At 45.7% G+C, this 18,707-nt stretch carries 17 protein-coding genes; 14 read left to right on the top strand and 3 right to left on the bottom strand.

Features of this window, described 5'->3' with window-relative positions; all coding sequences use genetic code 11:
* Window positions 1-277: 277 nt before the first annotated feature.
* The 14 genes from ACQKCG_RS09945 to ACQKCG_RS09880 all read left to right on the top strand — a co-directional run bounded on the left by ACQKCG_RS09945 (window position 278) and on the right by ACQKCG_RS09880 (window position 16,720).
* Window positions 278-1,630, top strand: coding sequence for a Na(+)-translocating NADH-quinone reductase subunit A (locus tag ACQKCG_RS09945; protein WP_134292660.1), 1,353 nt, complete (start codon window positions 278-280; stop codon window positions 1,628-1,630).
* A 5-nt stretch (window positions 1,631-1,635) separates the two neighbouring features.
* A complete protein-coding gene (locus tag ACQKCG_RS09940; protein ID WP_057762164.1) occupies window positions 1,636-2,871 on the top strand; it encodes an NADH:ubiquinone reductase (Na(+)-transporting) subunit B in 1,236 nt (411 codons plus the stop codon).
* A complete protein-coding gene (locus tag ACQKCG_RS09935) occupies window positions 2,852-3,754 on the top strand; it encodes a Na(+)-translocating NADH-quinone reductase subunit C (RefSeq protein WP_134292661.1) in 903 nt (300 codons plus the stop codon). Before ACQKCG_RS09940 ends, ACQKCG_RS09935 begins: the two co-directional genes overlap by 20 nt.
* A gap of 1 nt (window position 3,755) precedes the next feature.
* Window positions 3,756-4,427 carry an NADH:ubiquinone reductase (Na(+)-transporting) subunit D gene (locus ACQKCG_RS09930; protein ID WP_101204727.1) on the top strand — a complete coding sequence of 224 codons (672 nt, stop codon included), beginning with the start codon at window positions 3,756-3,758 and terminating at the stop codon, window positions 4,425-4,427.
* Window positions 4,427-5,035: an NADH:ubiquinone reductase (Na(+)-transporting) subunit E gene (gene nqrE / locus ACQKCG_RS09925; protein ID WP_011281361.1), complete on the top strand. Its 609-nt coding sequence runs from the start codon at window positions 4,427-4,429 to the stop codon at window positions 5,033-5,035. Before ACQKCG_RS09930 ends, nqrE begins: the two co-directional genes overlap by 1 nt.
* A 122-nt stretch (window positions 5,036-5,157) precedes the next feature.
* Entirely contained in the window at window positions 5,158-6,393 is a 1,236-nt protein-coding gene (nqrF, locus tag ACQKCG_RS09920) for an NADH:ubiquinone reductase (Na(+)-transporting) subunit F (RefSeq protein WP_134292662.1), read from the top strand.
* 175 nt (window positions 6,394-6,568) lie between these two features.
* Window positions 6,569-7,369, top strand: a complete 801-nt coding sequence (locus ACQKCG_RS09915) for an SDR family NAD(P)-dependent oxidoreductase (protein ID WP_427585385.1) — start codon at window positions 6,569-6,571, stop codon at window positions 7,367-7,369.
* Between the two features lie 123 nt (window positions 7,370-7,492).
* Window positions 7,493-8,647 (top strand): FAD:protein FMN transferase, encoded by a 1,155-nt coding sequence (locus ACQKCG_RS09910; protein WP_134292664.1) that lies wholly within the window; start codon window positions 7,493-7,495, stop codon window positions 8,645-8,647.
* A gap of 200 nt (window positions 8,648-8,847) precedes the next feature.
* Window positions 8,848-9,093 carry a (Na+)-NQR maturation NqrM gene (gene nqrM / locus ACQKCG_RS09905; protein WP_057762175.1) on the top strand — a complete coding sequence of 82 codons (246 nt, stop codon included), beginning with the start codon at window positions 8,848-8,850 and terminating at the stop codon, window positions 9,091-9,093.
* Between the two features lie 395 nt (window positions 9,094-9,488).
* Window positions 9,489-10,721, top strand: a complete 1,233-nt coding sequence (locus ACQKCG_RS09900) for a CynX/NimT family MFS transporter (RefSeq protein WP_134292665.1) — start codon at window positions 9,489-9,491, stop codon at window positions 10,719-10,721.
* 311 nt (window positions 10,722-11,032) lie between these two features.
* The gene (locus tag ACQKCG_RS09895; protein ID WP_134292666.1) at window positions 11,033-11,887 is read left to right on the top strand and encodes an arylesterase; all 855 of its coding nucleotides are present in this window, start codon (window positions 11,033-11,035) and stop codon (window positions 11,885-11,887) included.
* Window positions 11,888-11,912: 25 nt separating this feature from the next.
* Window positions 11,913-12,632: an ABC transporter ATP-binding protein gene (locus tag ACQKCG_RS09890; protein WP_134292667.1), complete on the top strand. Its 720-nt coding sequence runs from the start codon at window positions 11,913-11,915 to the stop codon at window positions 12,630-12,632.
* Entirely contained in the window at window positions 12,629-15,256 is a 2,628-nt protein-coding gene (locus ACQKCG_RS09885; RefSeq protein ID WP_134292668.1) for an ABC transporter permease, read from the top strand. Before ACQKCG_RS09890 ends, ACQKCG_RS09885 begins: the two co-directional genes overlap by 4 nt.
* 126 nt (window positions 15,257-15,382) lie before the next feature.
* Window positions 15,383-16,720, top strand: a complete 1,338-nt coding sequence (locus tag ACQKCG_RS09880; protein ID WP_134292669.1) for a valine--pyruvate transaminase — start codon at window positions 15,383-15,385, stop codon at window positions 16,718-16,720.
* Window positions 16,721-16,772: 52 nt separating this feature from the next.
* Here the strand turns inward: ACQKCG_RS09880 and ACQKCG_RS09875 are convergent, their stop codons facing one another.
* The 3 genes from ACQKCG_RS09875 to hisB form a co-directional block, all read right to left on the bottom strand.
* Complete coding sequence (locus ACQKCG_RS09875) at window positions 16,773-17,132, bottom strand: hypothetical protein (RefSeq protein WP_227543697.1); 360 nt, start codon at window positions 17,130-17,132, stop codon at window positions 16,773-16,775.
* Window positions 17,133-17,345: 213 nt separating this feature from the next.
* Window positions 17,346-17,990, bottom strand: a complete 645-nt coding sequence (gene hisH / locus ACQKCG_RS09870; protein ID WP_134292671.1) for an imidazole glycerol phosphate synthase subunit HisH — start codon at window positions 17,988-17,990, stop codon at window positions 17,346-17,348.
* The gene (gene hisB / locus ACQKCG_RS09865; RefSeq protein WP_220455963.1) at window positions 17,990-18,655 is read right to left on the bottom strand and encodes an imidazoleglycerol-phosphate dehydratase HisB; all 666 of its coding nucleotides are present in this window, start codon (window positions 18,653-18,655) and stop codon (window positions 17,990-17,992) included. The genes hisH and hisB overlap by 1 nt, the downstream gene beginning before the upstream one ends.
* Window positions 18,656-18,707: the final 52 nt, after the last annotated feature.

The following is an 18,707-nucleotide window of genomic DNA, read 5'->3' as shown; positions in this document are numbered from 1 at the left end:
ATTTCGATGAAGCGGTTTTAGCATACACCTTGGTAGCCAGTCGCCACTTTGGTAATTCGAATAAGACATTAACGTGTTGTTAAGGAGTCTAAGGTCAGCGTTAATACTCTTACTAGTAGTTATGATCATGTATTGTCTTCACAGAGCTTTCATCCCTATTTCACTATAAAGGAAATAGACGATTGAAGGCTTTGTTGAGTGATACAAACGTTCATGCTACCGATATACCAAACAGGACGTCTGGTATCGTTTTAGACTATGGACTAAGTTTTCGCTTATGATTACCATCAAAAAAGGTTTGGATTTGCCCATCACTGGTGAACCCTCCCGCGAGATATCTGAGCACCAACCGACACATGTAGCACTTGTTGGCTATGATTATGTGGGTATGAAGCCCACTATGAATGTCAAAGAAGGTGACATTGTAGCCAAAGGTCAGCCCGTTTATGAAGACAAAAAACGTGTTGGCGTGATCTACACTGCCCCTGCTGCCGGTAAGGTCGTCGCTGTTAAACGTGGCGAACGTCGAGTGTTTGAGAGTCTTGTGATTGCGGTCGACCCAAATGGTGAAGAAGTAGACTTTGAGCGCTATGACTCACAGCAGCTTGCTGACCTAGACTCTGAAGTCGTTGAAACCCAACTGATTGCCTCTGGCGAATGGACGGCGTTCCGTACGCGTCCTTATAGCCGCGCACCCGAAATCGGCGCTCGTCCACATGCTATCTTTGTCACAGCAATGGATACCAATCCACTTGCCTTTGACCCGATGCTTGTGATCAATGAGCAGCTACAAGCGTTCAATGATGGACTTGCTGTATTATCTACGCTTAGTCCAAAGACCTTTGTCTGCCATCATGGCGATACTCAACTGACGCCAGTTGCAAAAACTGCAGCGAATAACGTCACTGAGTATCATGGTTTTTCTGGTAAGCATCCAGCTGGTCTTGCTGGTACGCACATTCACTTTTTGCATCCTATCAGCCGCGGTGTGACCGTATGGACGATTGGTTATCAAGACGTGATCGCAATCGGTAAATTGTTTACGACAGGTCGTCTATATACGCGCCGCATGGTGAGCTTAGCAGGTCCTGCGGTCACTAACCCGCATTTGGTTATGACTGAACGTGGTGCTGATATCACTGCATTGACCAAAGGTAAACTGGCTGCTGGCGAGAACCGTATCATTTCAGGTTCAGTATTGTCTGGTCGCAAAGTGTTTGAAAACATCGCCTATCTGGGTCGTTTTCACAATCAGATCAGCGTATTGACTGAAGGCCGTGAGCGTCCTGCGTTCCACTTCTTTACTCCAGGTAAAAACCGCTTCTCAAAACTGCCTATCTATATTTCGCAGTTTTTTGGTGGCAAAAAATACGACTTTACTACGACCAGTAACGGCTCACCACGAGCGATGGTACCAATCGGTGTCTATGAAGAAGTCATGCCACAAGATTACCTACCAACTCAATTACTACGTGCATTGATTGTCGAAGACATCATTAGCGCAGTAGATTTGGGTGTGCTTGAACTGGACGAAGAAGATTTGGCACTATGCACCTTTGTATCTCCTGGCAAATATGAATTCGGTGATATTTTGCGTGATAACTTAACGCGCATTGAGCTGGAGGGCTAACCACGATGAAATTTTTACACAATATGTTCGATCGTATGGAGCCATCTTTCACCAAAGGCGGCAAACACGAAAAGTACTACGCTATTTTTGAGATGTTTGATACGTTCTTACGTCAACCAAGCTCAACCACTTATGCCTCATCGCATGTACGTGACGGGATTGACCTAAAGCGTATTATGATTACCGTATGGCTATGTACGTTCCCAGCGATGTTTTGGGGTATGTACAATATTGGTCATCAAGCACTAACCGCTATCGCTCAGCTTGGATTGCAGCCAGAAGGTTGGCGTACTGTGATCACTAGCATGGCAGGCTATAACCCAGACAGTATCTGGGCAAGCTTCGTCTATGGTGCGATGCAGTTTTTGCCTATTTATATCGTGACGTTTGCGGTAGGTATTCTCTGTGAGATTATCTTTGCTGTCGTCCGTGGACACGAAGTCAACGAAGGTTTCTTTGTGACTTCTGTTCTATTTGCATTATGTCTACCACCTGATATTCCTTTATGGCAAGTTGCCCTAGGTATTATCTTCGGTGTAGTCGTCGCAAAAGAAGTGTTCGGTGGTACTGGTAAGAACTTCCTTAACCCTGCCCTATCGGGTCGTGCATTCTTATACTTTGCTTATCCAGCCTATATGTCTGGTGACTCAGTATGGACGGCAGTAGATGGTTTCTCAGGTGCAACCCCTCTTGGCCTTGCAGCCCTTGGTGTGGTTCCTCAGGACTTCGTCGACGTCTATGGTAATGCCATCACGTGGAGTGATGCATTCTTAGGCAACATGCAAGGTAGTATTGGTGAAGTATCGACACTAGCCATCCTAATGGGTGCTGCAGTGTTGCTATGGACGCGTATTGCTTCTTGGCGCATTATGGCAGGTTGTGTGGTCGGTCTGATTGCTACGTCTCTTGTGTTCAATATGATTGGCTCTGAAGACAACATGATGATGAGCTTGCCGTTCTACTGGCACTTGGTTATCGGTGGCTTTGCTTTCGGTGCTGTATTTATGGCAACCGATCCAGTATCAGCTGCGCATACAAACAAAGGCCGCTGGGCTTACGGTATCTTGATTGGTTTTATGACCGTATTGATTCGCGTCATCAACCCTGCTTTCCCAGAAGGCATCATGCTGGCCATTCTATTCGCCAACTTATTTGCTCCATTGTTTGATTACTTTGTGACTCAAGCAAATATCAAACGCCAAACCGCTCGGAGGGTTCGCTATGTCCAAGCCCAAAAGTAATAACGCGAAAACCATCAGTGTGGCTTTGACGCTATGCTTGGTGTGTTCAGTGTTGGTCTCAGCAGTGGCTGTTGGTCTAAAGCCTGCGCAAGTTGAAAACGCACGTTTAGATCGTAACAAAAACATCTTAGTCGCGGCCGACATGTACGATGCTGAGTCTGACACACAAGACGATGTTGCCGAACGTTTCAAAGATTTTGAAGTAAAAATCATTGATCTAAACGAAGGTACTTATCTCGATGACGATGCGCTAAAAACTGCTGGCATCCCTGATCGTAATGCTTATGACGCCAGTCAAGCGACAAAAAACCAAGCTCTAAGTGAAGACTTGGGTGACAACGATCCTGCTGGTATTGGTCGTAAGCCAAAATATGCCAAAGTCTATGTCAAAAATGATGACGCAGGTCAGCCAGAAACGGTTGTATTGCCAATTCAGGGCTACGGTCTATGGGGCACTATCTATGGTTTCTTAACACTCGAAAGTGATATGAATACCATCAAAGGTATCAGTTTCTACGAGCATAAAGAAACCCCAGGTCTTGGCGCTCGTATCGAAGAGCCAGAGTGGCGTGCAAAGTGGAGCGGTATCGAGTCTTATGACGAGAATGGTAACGTTGCCACTGGTGTAACCAAAGCTGGTAACCCAAAAGAGAACTGGGTTGATGGCATCAGCGGTGCGACATTGACTAGCCGCGGCGTCAGCAACATGATTCAGTTTTGGTTAGGCGAGCAAGGTTATAAGCCTTATCTAGATACGCTACGTGAAAAGAGCGGCCAAACGGTTGAAGGTGCAGACACGCAAGCAAATCAATCAAAGCCGGCAGCTCAACCTAAAACCGAATTGGCAGCCAAGCTACCAGTAGCAAACGGCAAGGAGGCATAACATGGCTGACACTAAAAGCATTTTAACCACGCCTATCTTTGATAATAACCCTATTGCCCTACAGATCCTTGGTATCTGTTCGGCATTGGCTGTCACCACCAGCATGGCTAACGCTATGGTCATGTGTGTGGCATTGACCTTGGTAACGGCATTTTCAAGCTTCTTTATCTCGATTATCCGTAAACAGATTCCATCAAGCATTCGTATCATCGTACAGATGACGATTATTGCTTCGTTGGTTATCTTGGTTGATCAGGTACTAAAAGCAGTGGCTTATGACGTCAGTAAAGGTCTATCTGTCTTTGTTGGTTTGATCATCACGAACTGTATCGTTATGGGCCGTGCTGAAGCATTTGCTATGAGCAACCCACCAGTCCCAAGCTTTTTAGACGGTATTGGTAACGGTCTTGGTTACTCAGCAGTATTACTATTCGTTGCAACTATCCGTGAGCTATTGGGTGCTGGTACTTGGTTCGGTATTACGATTCTACAACCAGTTACTGATGGCGGTTGGTACATACCAAACGGTCTATTACTGTTACCACCATCAGCGTTCTTTATCATTGGTTTGTTCATCGCTGTTGTCCGTATCTGGAAACCAGAACAAGTTGAAGAAGCTGAGTTTGTAATGAAGCCGCAGTCTAAAGGCATGGCACATGGAGGCGGTCACTAATGGGACATTATGTTAGTTTATTTATAACCTCAGTCTTTATTGAGAACATGGCGCTTGCCTACTTCTTAGGCATGTGTACTTTTTTGGCCGTATCCAAAAAAGTTTCTACAGCGATTGGTCTAGGTGTTGCGGTTGTTGTCGTGATGGCAATTACCGTTCCACTAAATAATTTACTATTCCAGTTCATCCTAAAAGATGGTGCGCTGGCATGGGCAGGTTTCCCTGATATCGACTTGAGCTTCTTAGGATTGCTAAGTTATATCGGTTTGATTGCAGCCACCGTACAGATCCTAGAGATGTTTTTGGACAAGTTTGTACCAAGTCTATATAACGCGCTTGGGGTATTCTTACCACTAATCACCGTAAACTGTGCCATATTAGGTGGTGTACTATTTATGGTTGAGCGTGACTATAACTTTGGTGAATCTGTTGTCTATGGTGTGGGTGCAGGCTTCGGTTGGGCACTTGCTATTACAGCATTGGCGGGTATCCGTGAAAAGCTAAAATACTCAGACATTCCAGCACCGCTGCGTGGTCTTGGTATTACTTTTATCACGGTTGGTCTTATGTCGCTCGGCTTTATGTCGTTCGGTGGTATGTCCATCTAAACCGCTAAGCTCAAAGCTTTCATTAGCTATTTGACTTATTTAATTCATTTATTCGGTAGAGGTTTGGGTACAGCATAGATTATGCCCCCACACCCCTACCCCATAGATTAAGGATACCTACCATGGATTACGCTACGGCGATTGGTGGCGTTGCTATGTTTACCTTGATCATCATGGGCCTCGTCGCTATTATTTTGGCGGCACGCTCAAGACTGGTCAGTTCAGGCGATGTCACTATCCATATTAATGATAATCCCGATAATGATGTGGTGACACCAGCTGGCGGCAAACTACTACAAACGCTAGCGGGCGAAGGTATATTTTTATCTTCAGCTTGTGGTGGTGGTGGTACTTGTGCGCAGTGTCGTTGCCGCGTTATTGAAGGTGGTGGTTCTATTTTGCCCACCGAAGAAGGCTACTTTACTCAAGGTGAAATCCGCAATCACATGCGCTTAGCTTGTCAGGTAGCTGTTAAGCAAGACATGAAAATTGAGATTGATCCTGAGTTCTTTGATGTACAGAAATGGGAATGTGAAGTTATTTCTAACGATAACGTTGCCACTTTCATTAAAGAGCTGGTACTAAAAATTCCAGAAGGCGAAGAAGTAAACTTCCGCGCTGGTGGTTATGTACAGTTGGAAGCGCCACCGCATGAAGTGCACTACAAAGACTTTGTGGTTGATGAAGAGTATAGAGAAGATTGGGAAAAATTCGGTATCTTCAACTATGTCTCAAAAGTTGATGAGCCTGTTATCCGTGCTTACTCAATGGCCAACTATCCTGAAGAGAAAGGCCTCATCAAATTTAACATCCGTATCGCAAGTCCACCGCCACGTGGTCCTGACGGTATTCCACCAGGCAAAATGTCTTCATGGGTATTTAGCTTAGTACCTGGTGACAAAGTGACAGTTTCAGGTCCTTATGGTGAGTTCTTTGCCAAGAAGACCGAAGCTGAAATGATCTTTGTTGGTGGTGGTGCTGGTATGGCCCCAATGCGTTCGCATATCTTTGATCAGCTCAAACGCTTGAACACTGATCGTAAGATTAGCTTCTGGTATGGTGCTCGTTCTATTCGTGAGATGTTCTACGTTGAAGACTATGATCAGCTAGAAAAAGAATTCGATAACTTTGAGTGGCATGTTGCACTGTCTGACCCATTACCAGAAGATAACTGGGAAGGTCCAACAGGCTTTATCCATAACGTATTGCTCGAAAACTATCTGAAAGATCATCCAAACCCAGAAGACTGTGAATACTATATGTGTGGGCCACCGATGATGAACGCTGCCGTAATCGACATGCTACACAGCATGGGCGTGGAAGACGAAAACATCATGCTTGATGATTTCGGTGGTTAAGTTAGATACTTAATCTGACAGCACAAATCTAAGAATAAAAAAGAGTCTCAATTGAGGCTCTTTTTTTTGTGTGATTTTTACACATAACTGTGGCTTTATAGGCTACAAATCTAGCTAGTAGAGTCGCTTTATTATCCTATATTATGGACTATCTAAACATTAAGAAAGGACTCTTATGAAAACGAAATACAAAGATTTAACTATTTGGATTACAGGTGCTTCTAGCGGTATTGGACAAGCATTAGCCGTTGCGTTCGCCAAACGCGGCGCTAGGATTATTCTAAGTGGTCGTGACAGTGATAAGTTAGAGGTGGTCAAAAACAGCTGCAAACGTGCTAACAAGAATATCGTCGTTCCTTTTGATATCAGTGATGCCAATCAAACCAAAGACGCTTATGTTACTGCTAAAGCTCAGGTAGGAAAAATCGATTGGCTCATTAATAATGCTGGTATCAGTCAGCGTTCGCTCATCATGGACACGGCTGAAGAAGTTGAACGCCAAATCATGGAAATAGATTATTTTGCTCAGACGCGCCTTACTAGACTTGCGTTGCCTGACATGATTGCACAAGGTGGCGGCAAAATCGTGATGGTTTCAAGTGTGGCAGGCCTATTGGGTACACAATATCGCGGTGCTTATGGAGCAGCCAAGGCAGCGCTGCATATGTGGGCAAACAGTTTGCGAGCTGAGCTACATGACCAAGGTATCGAAGTAGCCACGATATTCCCAGGGTTTATCCAGACTAATATCTCTATCAATGCGTTGACTGGCGACGGTAGCGCACAAAGTACGATGGATGAAGCAACTAATAACGGTCTAACTGCGGCTGAGTTTGCTAAACAAGTTGTGAAAGCGCTCACCAAGGGAGAGGAATATATCATCGTCGCTGGTCGTAAAGAAAAACTGGCCACACGGGTCAACCGCGTTTCTCCGCCAAAACTCTATAAGCTTATACGTGAGTCACAAGTAAAATAATCCACTCAACCGAACGAATTGTCGCTGAATGGTGCCTTCATTAGTATTTTTGGGTTCAAGGGGTGTAAAATAAGCATGGCTTGTTTTACACCCTACTCATTTCTACGCCATACCGAAAATATTATGAAAAACACTATATCCAGCTTATCTTCCAAAAAATCTCTGCACCTTACCTTAGTAAGCGTCGTCAGCCTTGCTAGTACTTTAGGACTCAGCGCTTGCCAGCAAACCCCAGACTATAACTATCTGATCGGTGAGACGATGGGGACGAGCTATCATATTAGCTATCAGTTGCCTGATGATGCGGACGAAGCTGCCATACAAGCTGCGGTAGACGAGCGCCTGAAACAAATTAACGATAGCATGTCTACTTATCAAAACGACTCGACCATATCTACATTCAATCGTTTGGGCAAAGACAAACCTATCACTATCGATGCTGATTTTAGTCGTGTGCTAGACGTATCACAAATTGTCTATCAGCAGTCTGGCGGTGCTTTTGACCCTACCGTTATGCCACTCGTAAATACATGGGGCTTTGGGAGCACCATGACGGTCGAGCGTTTACAAAGTCCACCGACCGCCGTTGAAATTGCTCAAGCCAAAGCATTGGTCGATTTTGAGAGCATCATAAAGAAAGATGACACCATCTATAAGACCAAAGACGGCGTGGGTTTAGATTTCTCTGCCGTTGCCAAAGGCTATGGTGTCGATGTCATCGCTGACGTACTGAGAGAGGATTATCAAATTCGTAACTATATGGTTGAGATCGGCGGTGAAATAGCCACTTCTGGTGTGAACAACCAGCAGCAGCCATGGCAAATTGCGATTGACGCCCCTATTGAAGGTAGCACGGTCAGTGAACGTCAAACCATATCTGCTATTCGACAACCAAAGAATACGGCTAGCCAGATGCATCTAGCGACCTCTGGCAACTATCGCAACTCTGTCATATTCGATGGCAAACGCTATAGCCATACTATCGATCCGACAACGGGTAACCCTATTGCAGGCGGCGCACCTTCAGTTACTGTCGCAGCGGATTCTGTTGCATTGGCGGATGCGTGGGCAACTGCCCTTACCGCGATGCCTTATCACAAAGCACTAGACCTCGCTAAAACACAAAATCTAGCAGCCATGTTTGTGGTACTAGCTGACGATGTAAAGGCAAAAGGTTCTGACGATATGTCCAACGAAGCTGCTGACGATGATATTGACGACTGGCAAGTGGTACAGACACCAGCAATGAAAGCGTTACGTGCTGATAAAAAGCTATAAACGTTCTTCAAGATCTAGACGGCACACTCTAAAAGCCATTAATGAGTGATAGATGTGAAACAAGAGAATACGTTAACGCACAACGAGCCGCACTAAAATTTGTTATACTATTATACAGTTGTTATTAACGGTGCTTAGCTGTCATCAACTTAGACAGCACTACTAATAACTGCCCTATTTTTTAGAATGAGGTTTCCTCTATGCTTAGCCAACTGCTTCCTATGCTTGCCATTACTTTCACCGTATTTGTCCTATTCTTTATTTTTATGGGCGTCGGTTATATGGTCAAAAAAAAGCCGCTTAGAGGATCTTGTGGCGGTGTTGCCAAATTGATGGGCGACGAAAATTGCTCGTTTTGTGGTAATGATCCCAATAAGTGCGATTCATTAATCGCTGAACAGCAAGAGAATGCATTAAGAGCTGCTCAATTGGGTAAATCGGTTTAATAGCCTTTGGTTACCATACGCTGGTAGCATTTACCTGACATATGTTCTTATAATAGCGTCAAGTCATTCAGAAGTGACTTGGCGCTATTTTTATTGTGCGATAAGGCTGCTTATTTAAGATTCCTTATTACCGCCATCTCTTATCATCACGATTCTAAAGCCGTAACTCGAAGTAACCACACATATATCTTGACTAACTTGCCTGCCAATTTAGCAAAGTCAGTTAAGAAAATTGTATGTCTTACGCGCTACATATATTTTTCGGTCTGATTTACGATATCTCTTACCGTCTAGGTACGTGTCTGGGTAAATGCTCTCTGGTGTTATTTTATAAGCGGCAATTTCTTGGCGCTGTTTAATAACGTGTTCTTTTTCGCTGTCATCGTTGTGCTGCTATGTCTACCTCGTCCAATCTATCTGCTTCATCTAGCCTGCCCTCCTCACGCTTTACCTTTTGGTTGGTTCTGTGTGCCATGATTCTGCTAGCCACCAATATGCGTGCACCTATCGTCGCACTAGGTTCTATCGCCCCAGTGGTAAAAGACGCGCTTGATATATCTGAGTTTCAGATAGGCTGGCTAGGGGCAGTACCTATGCTGAGCTTTGCTGTTGGTGCACTGATTTCCCCAGCAATTGGTAAGCGATTCGGACTAGAAAACACACTGATTGCCATGATTGGGCTGTTAACGGTAGGGATGATTATCCGTACTGCCATCCCGACGTGGAGTGGGTTTTTAATTGGTACTTTATTGCTTACCCTCGCTATCGGCTTTGCTAATACTTTAGCAGCGCCTGTCATTAAGCAGCGTACCCCGCAACATATTCCGCTGATTACAGGTCTGTTTAGTCTGACGATGACCACAGCAGCAGGTATCGTCGCAGGCGTCGTATTACCGTTATCGGAGCAAGTTGGTTGGCAGTGGGCATTAGGCGGTTGGACAATACTAGGTGTTTTTGCCTTTGTTATCTGGCTGTTCTTACGTGTACGGTTGGGTTCATCTAACCATCAAGCAGTTATCCCTGCGGCGTTAGGTTCTTCTGATATTTCCATGTGGCGAACCACCTTTGCGTGGCAGATTGCTATTTTTATGGGATTACAGTCATTATTGTTTTATACCGTCGCCAGTTTTTTACCATCGATTTGGGTTAGTAAGGGACTATCTGCCGTCAGTGCTGGACAGATGGGTTCTGTATTCCAGTTTATGGCACCAGTTTCTATATTAAGTTTAACTTGGTTGGTCAATCGCGGCCGACCTATTCAAGCATTGGCTGTATTTGCTGCTGTGCTAAACGTCGTTGGTATATTGGGTGTCAGCTATCTATCGACTGATTTGGCATGGCTATGGTCAGGTATGATGGGCATGGGCTGTTCAGCAATTTTTACCTTGAGCATGATGCTGTTCTCTATGCGCACCTATACGACCAATCAGGCAAGTGAGCTGTCTGGCATGGCTCAAGCAGTTGGTTATGTCATTGCGTTTTTTGGCCCATTGGGTACAGGTTGGCTACATGAAATGACTGGTAGTTGGAGTATGCCGCTTTTTATTATGCTGATACTGATGATTGTCAACGTCGTGATTGCTTGGCTTGTTAGTCGTCCAGTGATGGTCGATGGCAAATATATTTGATTGCTATCAGCTTTCATTTCTATCAGTTTTTGTGGTCTGCAAGGCTATGATTGCTAACGCGCAATAAAGCGGCCTTAAATTAACCTTAGGGCAATATAGGTCACTGTCTTATTTTGCTATAGTCAATTCAATATAACTTAGATACTTAATATAATCTGGATACTCAATATAAGCTGGATACAAGGAAGGTGAGTGAAAGTACTACCAATAGTAGACTGAGCGAGCCTGACGATTCATCCGACTGAGACTGTATCTGGTTTAGATAGGATTTGACTATACACTGGTTTGATTGCATATAGGACATAACACCCATGATGAAACTTCCCTCTCGTTTTGCTCAGCGCTTACCCGCTATCGCCATGCTCGCAGCTGTAATGGCTATCAGTGGTTGTCAAAAAGATGCTGAAACGACATCTACTACTGACACGCAGAGTACCAGTACTGAAGCGACTAACCGTCAAGCCAGCACTGCTCCAGTAGCCATTGAAACCGCAGCATCAACTGATCAACAGGTCAAATCCTCATCACTTACTATTTTAGCGCTTGGTGACTCCCTGACAGAAGGTCTGGGAGTGGACAAAGACGACAACTATCCTGCTCAGTTAGAAGATCGTCTGCAAGAGATGGGCTACGCTAATGCCAAGGTTATCAACTCAGGTCTAAGCGGTGAAACCAGTACGGGATTGGTCAATCGATTGGACTGGGTGTCGCAAACCAAACCCGACATCACTATATTGACCATCGGTGCTAACGATGCGATACGTGGTATCGATGTGGCGACAATTGAAGCCAATATCCGTACGGCTGTTAAACGTTTGCAAGACAATGGCAGTGTCGTCATTTTGGGCGGGATGTCGATCTATGATAACTTGGGCGATGACTACGTTGCCGCGTTCTCAGACATTTATCCTCGCGTCGCGAAAGACATGAGCGTTCCTCTGATACCATTCTTTTTGGAGGGTGTCGGCGGTGAGGCTGAGCTCAACCAAGCAGATGCCATTCACCCAACCAAAGAAGGCTACACCATCATCGTCAATGACAATATCTTACCTATTCTAGAGCCTAAATTAAATGAGTTAAAAGAGCTAAAAACAACCGATACAGAGAATACGGCTGAAACCGTTCAAGCCGAAACGACAAAAAATACGCCAAATGAGACTACTTAACGAGACCATTTAACGAGACACTGTAATGACATCATCACCTTCGGTTACCGCATCCACGCCACAAGCAGACGCTAAGACACCAGCCCTACTGACTGCCTCACAGCTAAACAAAACCGTGCAAGTCGGTGAGCAAAAATTGTCTATCATCAAGGACGTCGATATATACGTCAACGCTGGCGAGTTTGTGGTCATTATGGGTAAATCAGGCTCGGGCAAATCCACCTTACTAGGATTGCTCGCAGCACTAGACTATCCCGATAGTGGTACGGTGTCGCTGGCAGATCAAACGCTCAGCAGTCTTGATGAAGACTCACTTGCGGTCATTCGACAGCGTGATATGGGCTTTGTCTTTCAGTCATTTCATCTACTGCCGACCCTAACTGTCGCCGAAAACATCGCCTTTCCTCTTGATATCGCAAGGCGTCCAAACCCAGCAAGAGTCCACGAGCTGATCGATGCGGTTGATTTGGGTCATCGCCGTCACAGCTTACCCAATCAGTTATCTGGTGGTGAGCAGCAGCGTACAGCGGTGGCACGAGCGCTAGTATCGCATCCTAAAATTGTCTTTGCCGATGAGCCAACGGGTAATTTGGATGAGCAAAATGCCGATCAAGTCATGCAGTTGTTATTGGACTTACGCCAGCAGGTTGGCTCGGCACTGGTGGTCGTGACTCACGATCCTGCGCTTGCCGAGATGGCAGATCGCGTCATCACCATGCATGACGGACGGATTGTACCGACATGAATGAAAAGCTGACAGACAACACATCGACTGATATAAAAAAGACTGATACCAGTATGCGTCAAGAGACCAGTTATTCTAGCGGTATCCTCAATCAACTTTTCACCAAAACACTAGGCTCGCAAGCACTCAGCCGTAGCTGGTGGCAGCGCTGGGTGTATCCAGTGTTGTTTCTACTCACATTGACCTTGTCACTTGCAACCTACCTAACCCTCGACTCTGTGCAGCAGTCTGTCGATCGTTATATCAATGACAATCAGCGCGCACTCGTTGGTGGGGATTTGATTTTAAACAGTAAGCAAGACTGGCCAAGCGAGGTACTAGCGCAAGTAGAAACGATTCCCGATACGCAGATCGTATATGATTATCAGTTTAGTGCCATGCTCGTCACCGATGAGCAAACTTTGCTTGCCAGCGTCAAAGCCGTCACACCGTCTTACCCTTTGTACGGTACCGCTGAGCTTGCCTCAGGAAAGCCGCTGTGGGAGCAACTAACTGCTGACAATATCGTGGTCGCCCCAGAAGTGCTCAGTAGCCTAAATGCTAGTGTCGGCGACCGTATCGACATTGGCGATGCGCAGTTTACGATCAGTGATGTGCTGACCAAAGAGCCTGACAGACCTTTGACCGCCTTTGGTTTTGGCGGACGTGTCTTAATGAAACAAGATGCGTTAGAATCGACCAATCTATTGGGTCAGCGCAGCCGCATAAACTATCGTATTGAAATGGCAGGTGACCCAGAGCTGATAAGCACGCAGCGTAAAAAGCTCACAGGTATACTGACCAGTTATCCCGATATCGAGCTCTCTGATGCAGAGTCCGCAGATACTTCTGTCTCGCGCATCTCTGATAATGTGCTGATGTTCTTAAAGCTACTAGTCATCGCGGTGTTGCTACTATCTGCGGTCGCCATGTACGGCGTCATTAGCGCCTTTGTCAGCAAGCAGCAGTCCAATAACGCCATTCGCTTGGCGTTAGGCGAACCGCTTGGCTCACTCAAACGTAGCTACTATCAGCTACTTATAGTCACGACTGTCATTGCTTGTATCGCAGCAGTTGCCCTGAGTCTGGGCTTGCTCAAAATAGGCCAGCCGTATCTGGTGGCTATCTTACCTGCCGATGTGGGTCTAGCCATAAATCCAATCAGTGCTATCAAAACTATTGTGATTGCTTTAGCCCTGACGCTACTGATTGCGCAGCGTGGTCTCAGCGCGCTTAACACAACCAAACCGGCTACCCTACTCAATCAAGGGGCGAGCACGCAAGCACAAAACTTGCCTTGGTATCGACGCGTACCGTTACTATGGTATGGCTTGGTGCTGGCAGGACTGTATGCTTTCTTTGCTTATGAAGTTGGCTCACTGTCATTAGGCGCACAGCTATTGGGCAGCTTGATTGGCTTTGTGGCGATATTTTGGCTATTGGCGCGTGGGTGGCTCTGGCTGCTTAACAAGTTGGCAAGCAATACTAAGGTCAGTTGGATGCAGCGTATTGCCATCCATAACCTTGCGCGTAAAGGCAACCAATCAGCGTTGTTCTTTGTCACCTTATCACTATCGGTGGCGGTGCTGACGCTTATCACCACACTCAATCACAGTATCAATGCGCAGTTTATCAATGCCTATCCTGAAGACGCGCCCAATTTATTTTTGCTCGATGTGCAGAGCGATCAGCATAACGATATTGATGCGATCATTGAGGCGCCCGTCACTTATTATCCCGTCATTCGTGCGCGTGTGGAGACAGCAAATGATGTAGCGGCAAAAGATATCGAGCCTGCTGATGGCTTTGATGATCCTACGCGTGTCTTTAACTTGAGCTATGCCGATACGGTCATGGAGACAGAATACATCACTGAATCGCTCACAGACGACGCGCTATATACCCCTATCGATGCGACAAATGAGCAAATCAAACCTTTATCTATCTTGGACACTGCCGCAGGTATGCTCAATGTCGGTATGGGCGATCAGGTGCGCTTTAACATTCAAGGTATCGAAATTATCGGGCAGATCACCAGTATTCGCACGCGCTATGAGCGTGGCCCAAGCCCGTATTTCTACTTCTTGTTTGAGCCGTCCGTGCTGTCCGCTGCCCCGCAGATTCAATTTGCTACTGCACATGTGTCAGAGAGTGCCATTCCAGAACTGCAAGGCAAACTGGTACGCGAGTTCCCTGCTGTCACTACGATTGATGGGACGGCTATTGCGAAGCAAATCCAAGAGCTGGTGGTACAAATGAGCCGCTTGGTCTATGTGTTTACCTTGCTTGCTCTACTCACTGGCGTCATGGTGCTGATCAGCTCGCTGCTGTCCACTTCACAAGATCGCATGAAAGATAGCGCGTCATTTAGACTGCTCGGTATGCAAAAGCGTGACCTATATATGCTCAATATCCTAGAGTTGGGCGTGCTTGGGATTAGCGCGGCGACCTTTGCCGTGGTTATCGCTAGCGTTGGCGCATGGGCGGCTATCACGCAGTGGTTTAATTTACAATTTAGTGTGCCGTGGACGAGCTTGGCGATTGGCGGTGCCGCGTTAGTCGTCTTGCTGTTTGCCATTGCCATTATTTATGTAAGATTGGTGATTGGGCGCGGGATTATGGCAAGGGTACGGGCGATGATTTAGCAATAGTTTATTTTACGATTCCAACTCGTTTAAAACTGTCTATTTGCTATACTAACGCCCATATTGTCATTAGGGGTATGCGTGCCTATACCTCATTAACACCCTCCCAAACAGCATGGTAGCCTTATGAAATTCTCAAAGTTCGGTCAAAAATTTACCCAGCCCACTGGCATCTCACAATTGATGGATGATCTGGGCGATGCGCTAAAAAGCGATCAGCCTGTCAATATGCTGGGCGGTGGTAACCCTGCCAAAATTGATGCCGTTAATGAGTTATTTTTGGAAACCTATAAGGCGCTGGGTGTTGATAATGATGCAGGCGAAGCCAATAGTAGCGCGATTATCAGCATGGCGAACTACTCTAATCCACAAGGTGATGCCGCCTTTATCGATGCGTTGGTTGGCTTCTTTAACCGTCATTATGATTGGAACCTCACCTCAGAAAACATCGCCCTGACCAATGGCTCACAGAATGCGTTCTTCTATTTGTTTAATCTGTTTGGCGGCGCTTTCGTTGATGAAAACAGTCAAGATGAAAAGAACCAGTCTGTCGACAAGTCCATTCTATTGCCACTGACCCCTGAGTATATTGGCTATAGCGATGTGCATGTGGAAGGTCAGCATTTCACCGCCGTATTACCGCATATCGATGAAGTGACTCATGATGGCGAGGAAGGCTTCTTTAAATATCGTGTGGATTTTGACGCATTAGAGAACTTGCCAGCACTAAAAGAAGGTCGTATCGGCGCGATTTGCTGCTCACGTCCGACCAATCCAACTGGTAACGTGCTAACTGATGACGAAATGGCGCATTTGGCTGAGATTGCCAAACGTTATGACATACCTCTCATCATTGATAATGCCTACGGTATGCCTTTCCCCAATATCATTTACTCTGACGCACACCTGAATTGGGATAATAATACGATTCTTTGCTTTAGCCTATCGAAAATTGGCTTGCCCGGTATGCGTACGGGTATTATCGTGGCTGATGCTAAAGTAATCGAAGCGGTCAGCGCGATGAATGCAGTGGTTAACCTAGCGCCGACACGCTTTGGTGCGGCGATTGCCACGCCATTGGTAGAAAACGATCGTATAAAGCAATTATCTGATAACGACATCAAGCCGTTTTATCAAAAGCAGGCGACCCTTGCCGTGAAGCTGTTGAAAGAAGCCTTGGGCGACTATCCGTTGGTCATTCATAAACCTGAAGGCGCGATATTCTTATGGCTATGGTTTAAAGACTTGCCGATTAGCACCCTTGAGCTGTACGAGCGCCTCAAAGAAAAAGGCACCTTGATTGTGCCAAGCGAGTACTTCTTCCCCGGTGTCGACGTTAGCGATTATCAGCATGCGCACGAGTGTATTCGTATGAGTATCGCGGCTGACGAGCAGACGCTAACTGATGGCATTAAGGCCATTGGTGAAGTCGTACGTGAGCTGTATGATGAGGCCAAAAAATAAGATGAGCTACTAGAATTATAAATTCAAATAGCAAAACGAAAAAACGAACTAATTAATAGTCCGTTTTTTTATGGCGCTTGGTCAATGAAGTCGATTTATTGGTTGGTCGAAAGATAGTCGTCCACTTATTCAGCGCAAAGAGCACATATGGCAGCATACACGTATTAATCAAATCACGGATACTTGCGAGTATTTGATCACGGCTCAAGCCTGCCAAGCCAAGCGATTCAATCGTATCTCGATTATCCAAATACTCACCCAACAGCGCAATGCAAGTTACGACGATCAATGCGATAAATGACCGAATACCTTGGCTTTTGATAATAGGACGCAGCGCAACCAGACACAGCAGATAAACACCAACACCGACATAGATATGTAAGGCATCTTTAGCAAGGCCCGTTGTTTCCATAACATTCATTTTAAAGGCAGTAAAATCCACTGAGATATTCCAAATATAAGCGAGTAGAAAATAACTGAGCGTATCACTAAACCATGATGGCTAAACTATAATAGCTAAAGAATGGCAGCTACAAAGTGATGGCTGAGCATAAAAAAGGCAGATTATACAATTGATAATCTACCTTCTACTAAATTAAATATTCACTTCACGTTGATCAACTACTTACACATTCCACTCTACGAAGTTTTTGAGCAGTTGCAAGCCAGCAGTATGGCTCTTTTCTGGATGGAACTGGGTAGCAAATAGATTGTCTTGGATCACACTGGCGCAGAACGGTTGACCATAGTCACATACCGCCGCTACTTGTGAGCTATCAGCAGGATCACAGTAATAACTATGCACAAAGTAAAAGTGCGCATTGTCTTCGATACCGTGCCATAGCGGATGGTCAAAATCCATACCGCTAATGGTATTCCAGCCCATATGCGGTACTTTTATCGTTGCGCCCTGCTTGTCTTTCCACGTAGGGTCAAACGCTTCTACAGTGCCGTTTAAGATGCCTAGGCAGTCCGTGCCACCATTTTCAGCTGACTGCTCAAACAACGCCTGCATGCCCACACAGATGGCCATAACGGGCTTGTTAAACACTGCATGGCGTATGACCTCATCAATGCCTGCTTCATGCATGCCAGCGATACAATCACGCATCGCACCCACACCAGGGAAAACGATTTTATCAGCCGCCGCAACGACTTTTGGATCATTGGTGATAGAGACTTCTGCCCCGACTACCGATAGGGCCTTGCTAGCAGAGTGCAGGTTGCCCATACCATAATCTAATAGTGCTACTTTCGTCACTTTAGCCATTAAAACGCCTCTTTGGTCGATGGCAAGGTGTTCAACGCACGCTCATCGTACTCACAGGCCATACGTAACGCACGAGCAAAGGCTTTAAAGGTTGATTCGATCTGATGATGGCTGTTTTTGCCTTTTAGATTGTCCAAATGCACGGTCATCCACGAGTGATTGACGAATCCGTAAAAGAACTCACTGAATAAATCCACATCGAAACGGCCGACGTGCGAACGTGTAAAAGGAATGTCCATATGCAAACCAGGACGCCCTGACAGATCGACGACAGCACGGGTCAATGACTCATCTAGCGGCGCATAGAAATGCCCATAACGACGAATGCCTTTCTTGTCACCCAATGCTTTATTGAACGCTTGGCCAAGGGTAATACCAGTGTCTTCAACGCTATGATGGTCATCAATAAACGTATCACCGGTACATTTGATATCTAAGTCAAACAAACCGTGACGCTTGATTTGATCAATCATATGATCCAAAAATGGCACACCAGTGTCTACCGTACCTTTACCTGTACCATCTAAATTAACGGTACAGGTGATTTGCGTTTCGGCAGTGATACGCTCAACGGTCGCGATACGTTCAGGGCGACCATATAGATTTACGTTTTTTGACTCAGTTTGCTCAGGTGTGGCAGCAGTCGTCGTTGCATTGGCTGTCATGGCTACTCTCTATCAGTTTTTATCAGTGAAAAGCGGTCAATAAATAAGGCAA

Source organism: Psychrobacter sp. NPDC078929 (assembly GCF_050267985.1).
GTDB lineage: Bacteria > Pseudomonadota > Gammaproteobacteria > Pseudomonadales > Moraxellaceae > Psychrobacter.
Note: the sequence above shows the minus strand (reverse complement) of the source record. Positions and strands in the feature narration are given on the sequence as shown.

Excerpts from the sequence above, each read along its gene's own strand:
- ACQKCG_RS09890 (WP_134292667.1), top strand. The coding sequence starts at position 11,913 with ATGACATCATCACCTTCGGTTACCGCATCCACGCCACAAGCAGACGCT.
- ACQKCG_RS09875 (WP_227543697.1), bottom strand. The coding sequence starts at position 17,132 with ATGGAAACAACGGGCCTTGCTAAAGATGCCTTACATATCTATGTCGGT.
- nqrF (WP_134292662.1), top strand. The coding sequence starts at position 5,158 with ATGGATTACGCTACGGCGATTGGTGGCGTTGCTATGTTTACCTTGATC.
- hisB (WP_220455963.1), bottom strand. The coding sequence starts at position 18,655 with ATGACAGCCAATGCAACGACGACTGCTGCCACACCTGAGCAAACTGAG.
- hisH (WP_134292671.1), bottom strand. The coding sequence starts at position 17,990 with ATGGCTAAAGTGACGAAAGTAGCACTATTAGATTATGGTATGGGCAAC.
- ACQKCG_RS09895 (WP_134292666.1), top strand. The coding sequence starts at position 11,033 with ATGATGAAACTTCCCTCTCGTTTTGCTCAGCGCTTACCCGCTATCGCC.
- ACQKCG_RS09940 (WP_057762164.1), top strand. The coding sequence starts at position 1,636 with ATGAAATTTTTACACAATATGTTCGATCGTATGGAGCCATCTTTCACC.
- ACQKCG_RS09945 (WP_134292660.1), top strand. The coding sequence starts at position 278 with ATGATTACCATCAAAAAAGGTTTGGATTTGCCCATCACTGGTGAACCC.
- ACQKCG_RS09930 (WP_101204727.1), top strand. The coding sequence starts at position 3,756 with ATGGCTGACACTAAAAGCATTTTAACCACGCCTATCTTTGATAATAAC.
- ACQKCG_RS09900 (WP_134292665.1), top strand. The coding sequence starts at position 9,489 with ATGTCTACCTCGTCCAATCTATCTGCTTCATCTAGCCTGCCCTCCTCA.
- ACQKCG_RS09915 (WP_427585385.1), top strand. The coding sequence starts at position 6,569 with ATGAAAACGAAATACAAAGATTTAACTATTTGGATTACAGGTGCTTCT.
- nqrE (WP_011281361.1), top strand. The coding sequence starts at position 4,427 with ATGGGACATTATGTTAGTTTATTTATAACCTCAGTCTTTATTGAGAAC.
- ACQKCG_RS09880 (WP_134292669.1), top strand. The coding sequence starts at position 15,383 with ATGAAATTCTCAAAGTTCGGTCAAAAATTTACCCAGCCCACTGGCATC.
- ACQKCG_RS09910 (WP_134292664.1), top strand. The coding sequence starts at position 7,493 with ATGAAAAACACTATATCCAGCTTATCTTCCAAAAAATCTCTGCACCTT.
- ACQKCG_RS09885 (WP_134292668.1), top strand. The coding sequence starts at position 12,629 with ATGAATGAAAAGCTGACAGACAACACATCGACTGATATAAAAAAGACT.
- nqrM (WP_057762175.1), top strand. The coding sequence starts at position 8,848 with ATGCTTAGCCAACTGCTTCCTATGCTTGCCATTACTTTCACCGTATTT.
- ACQKCG_RS09935 (WP_134292661.1), top strand. The coding sequence starts at position 2,852 with ATGTCCAAGCCCAAAAGTAATAACGCGAAAACCATCAGTGTGGCTTTG.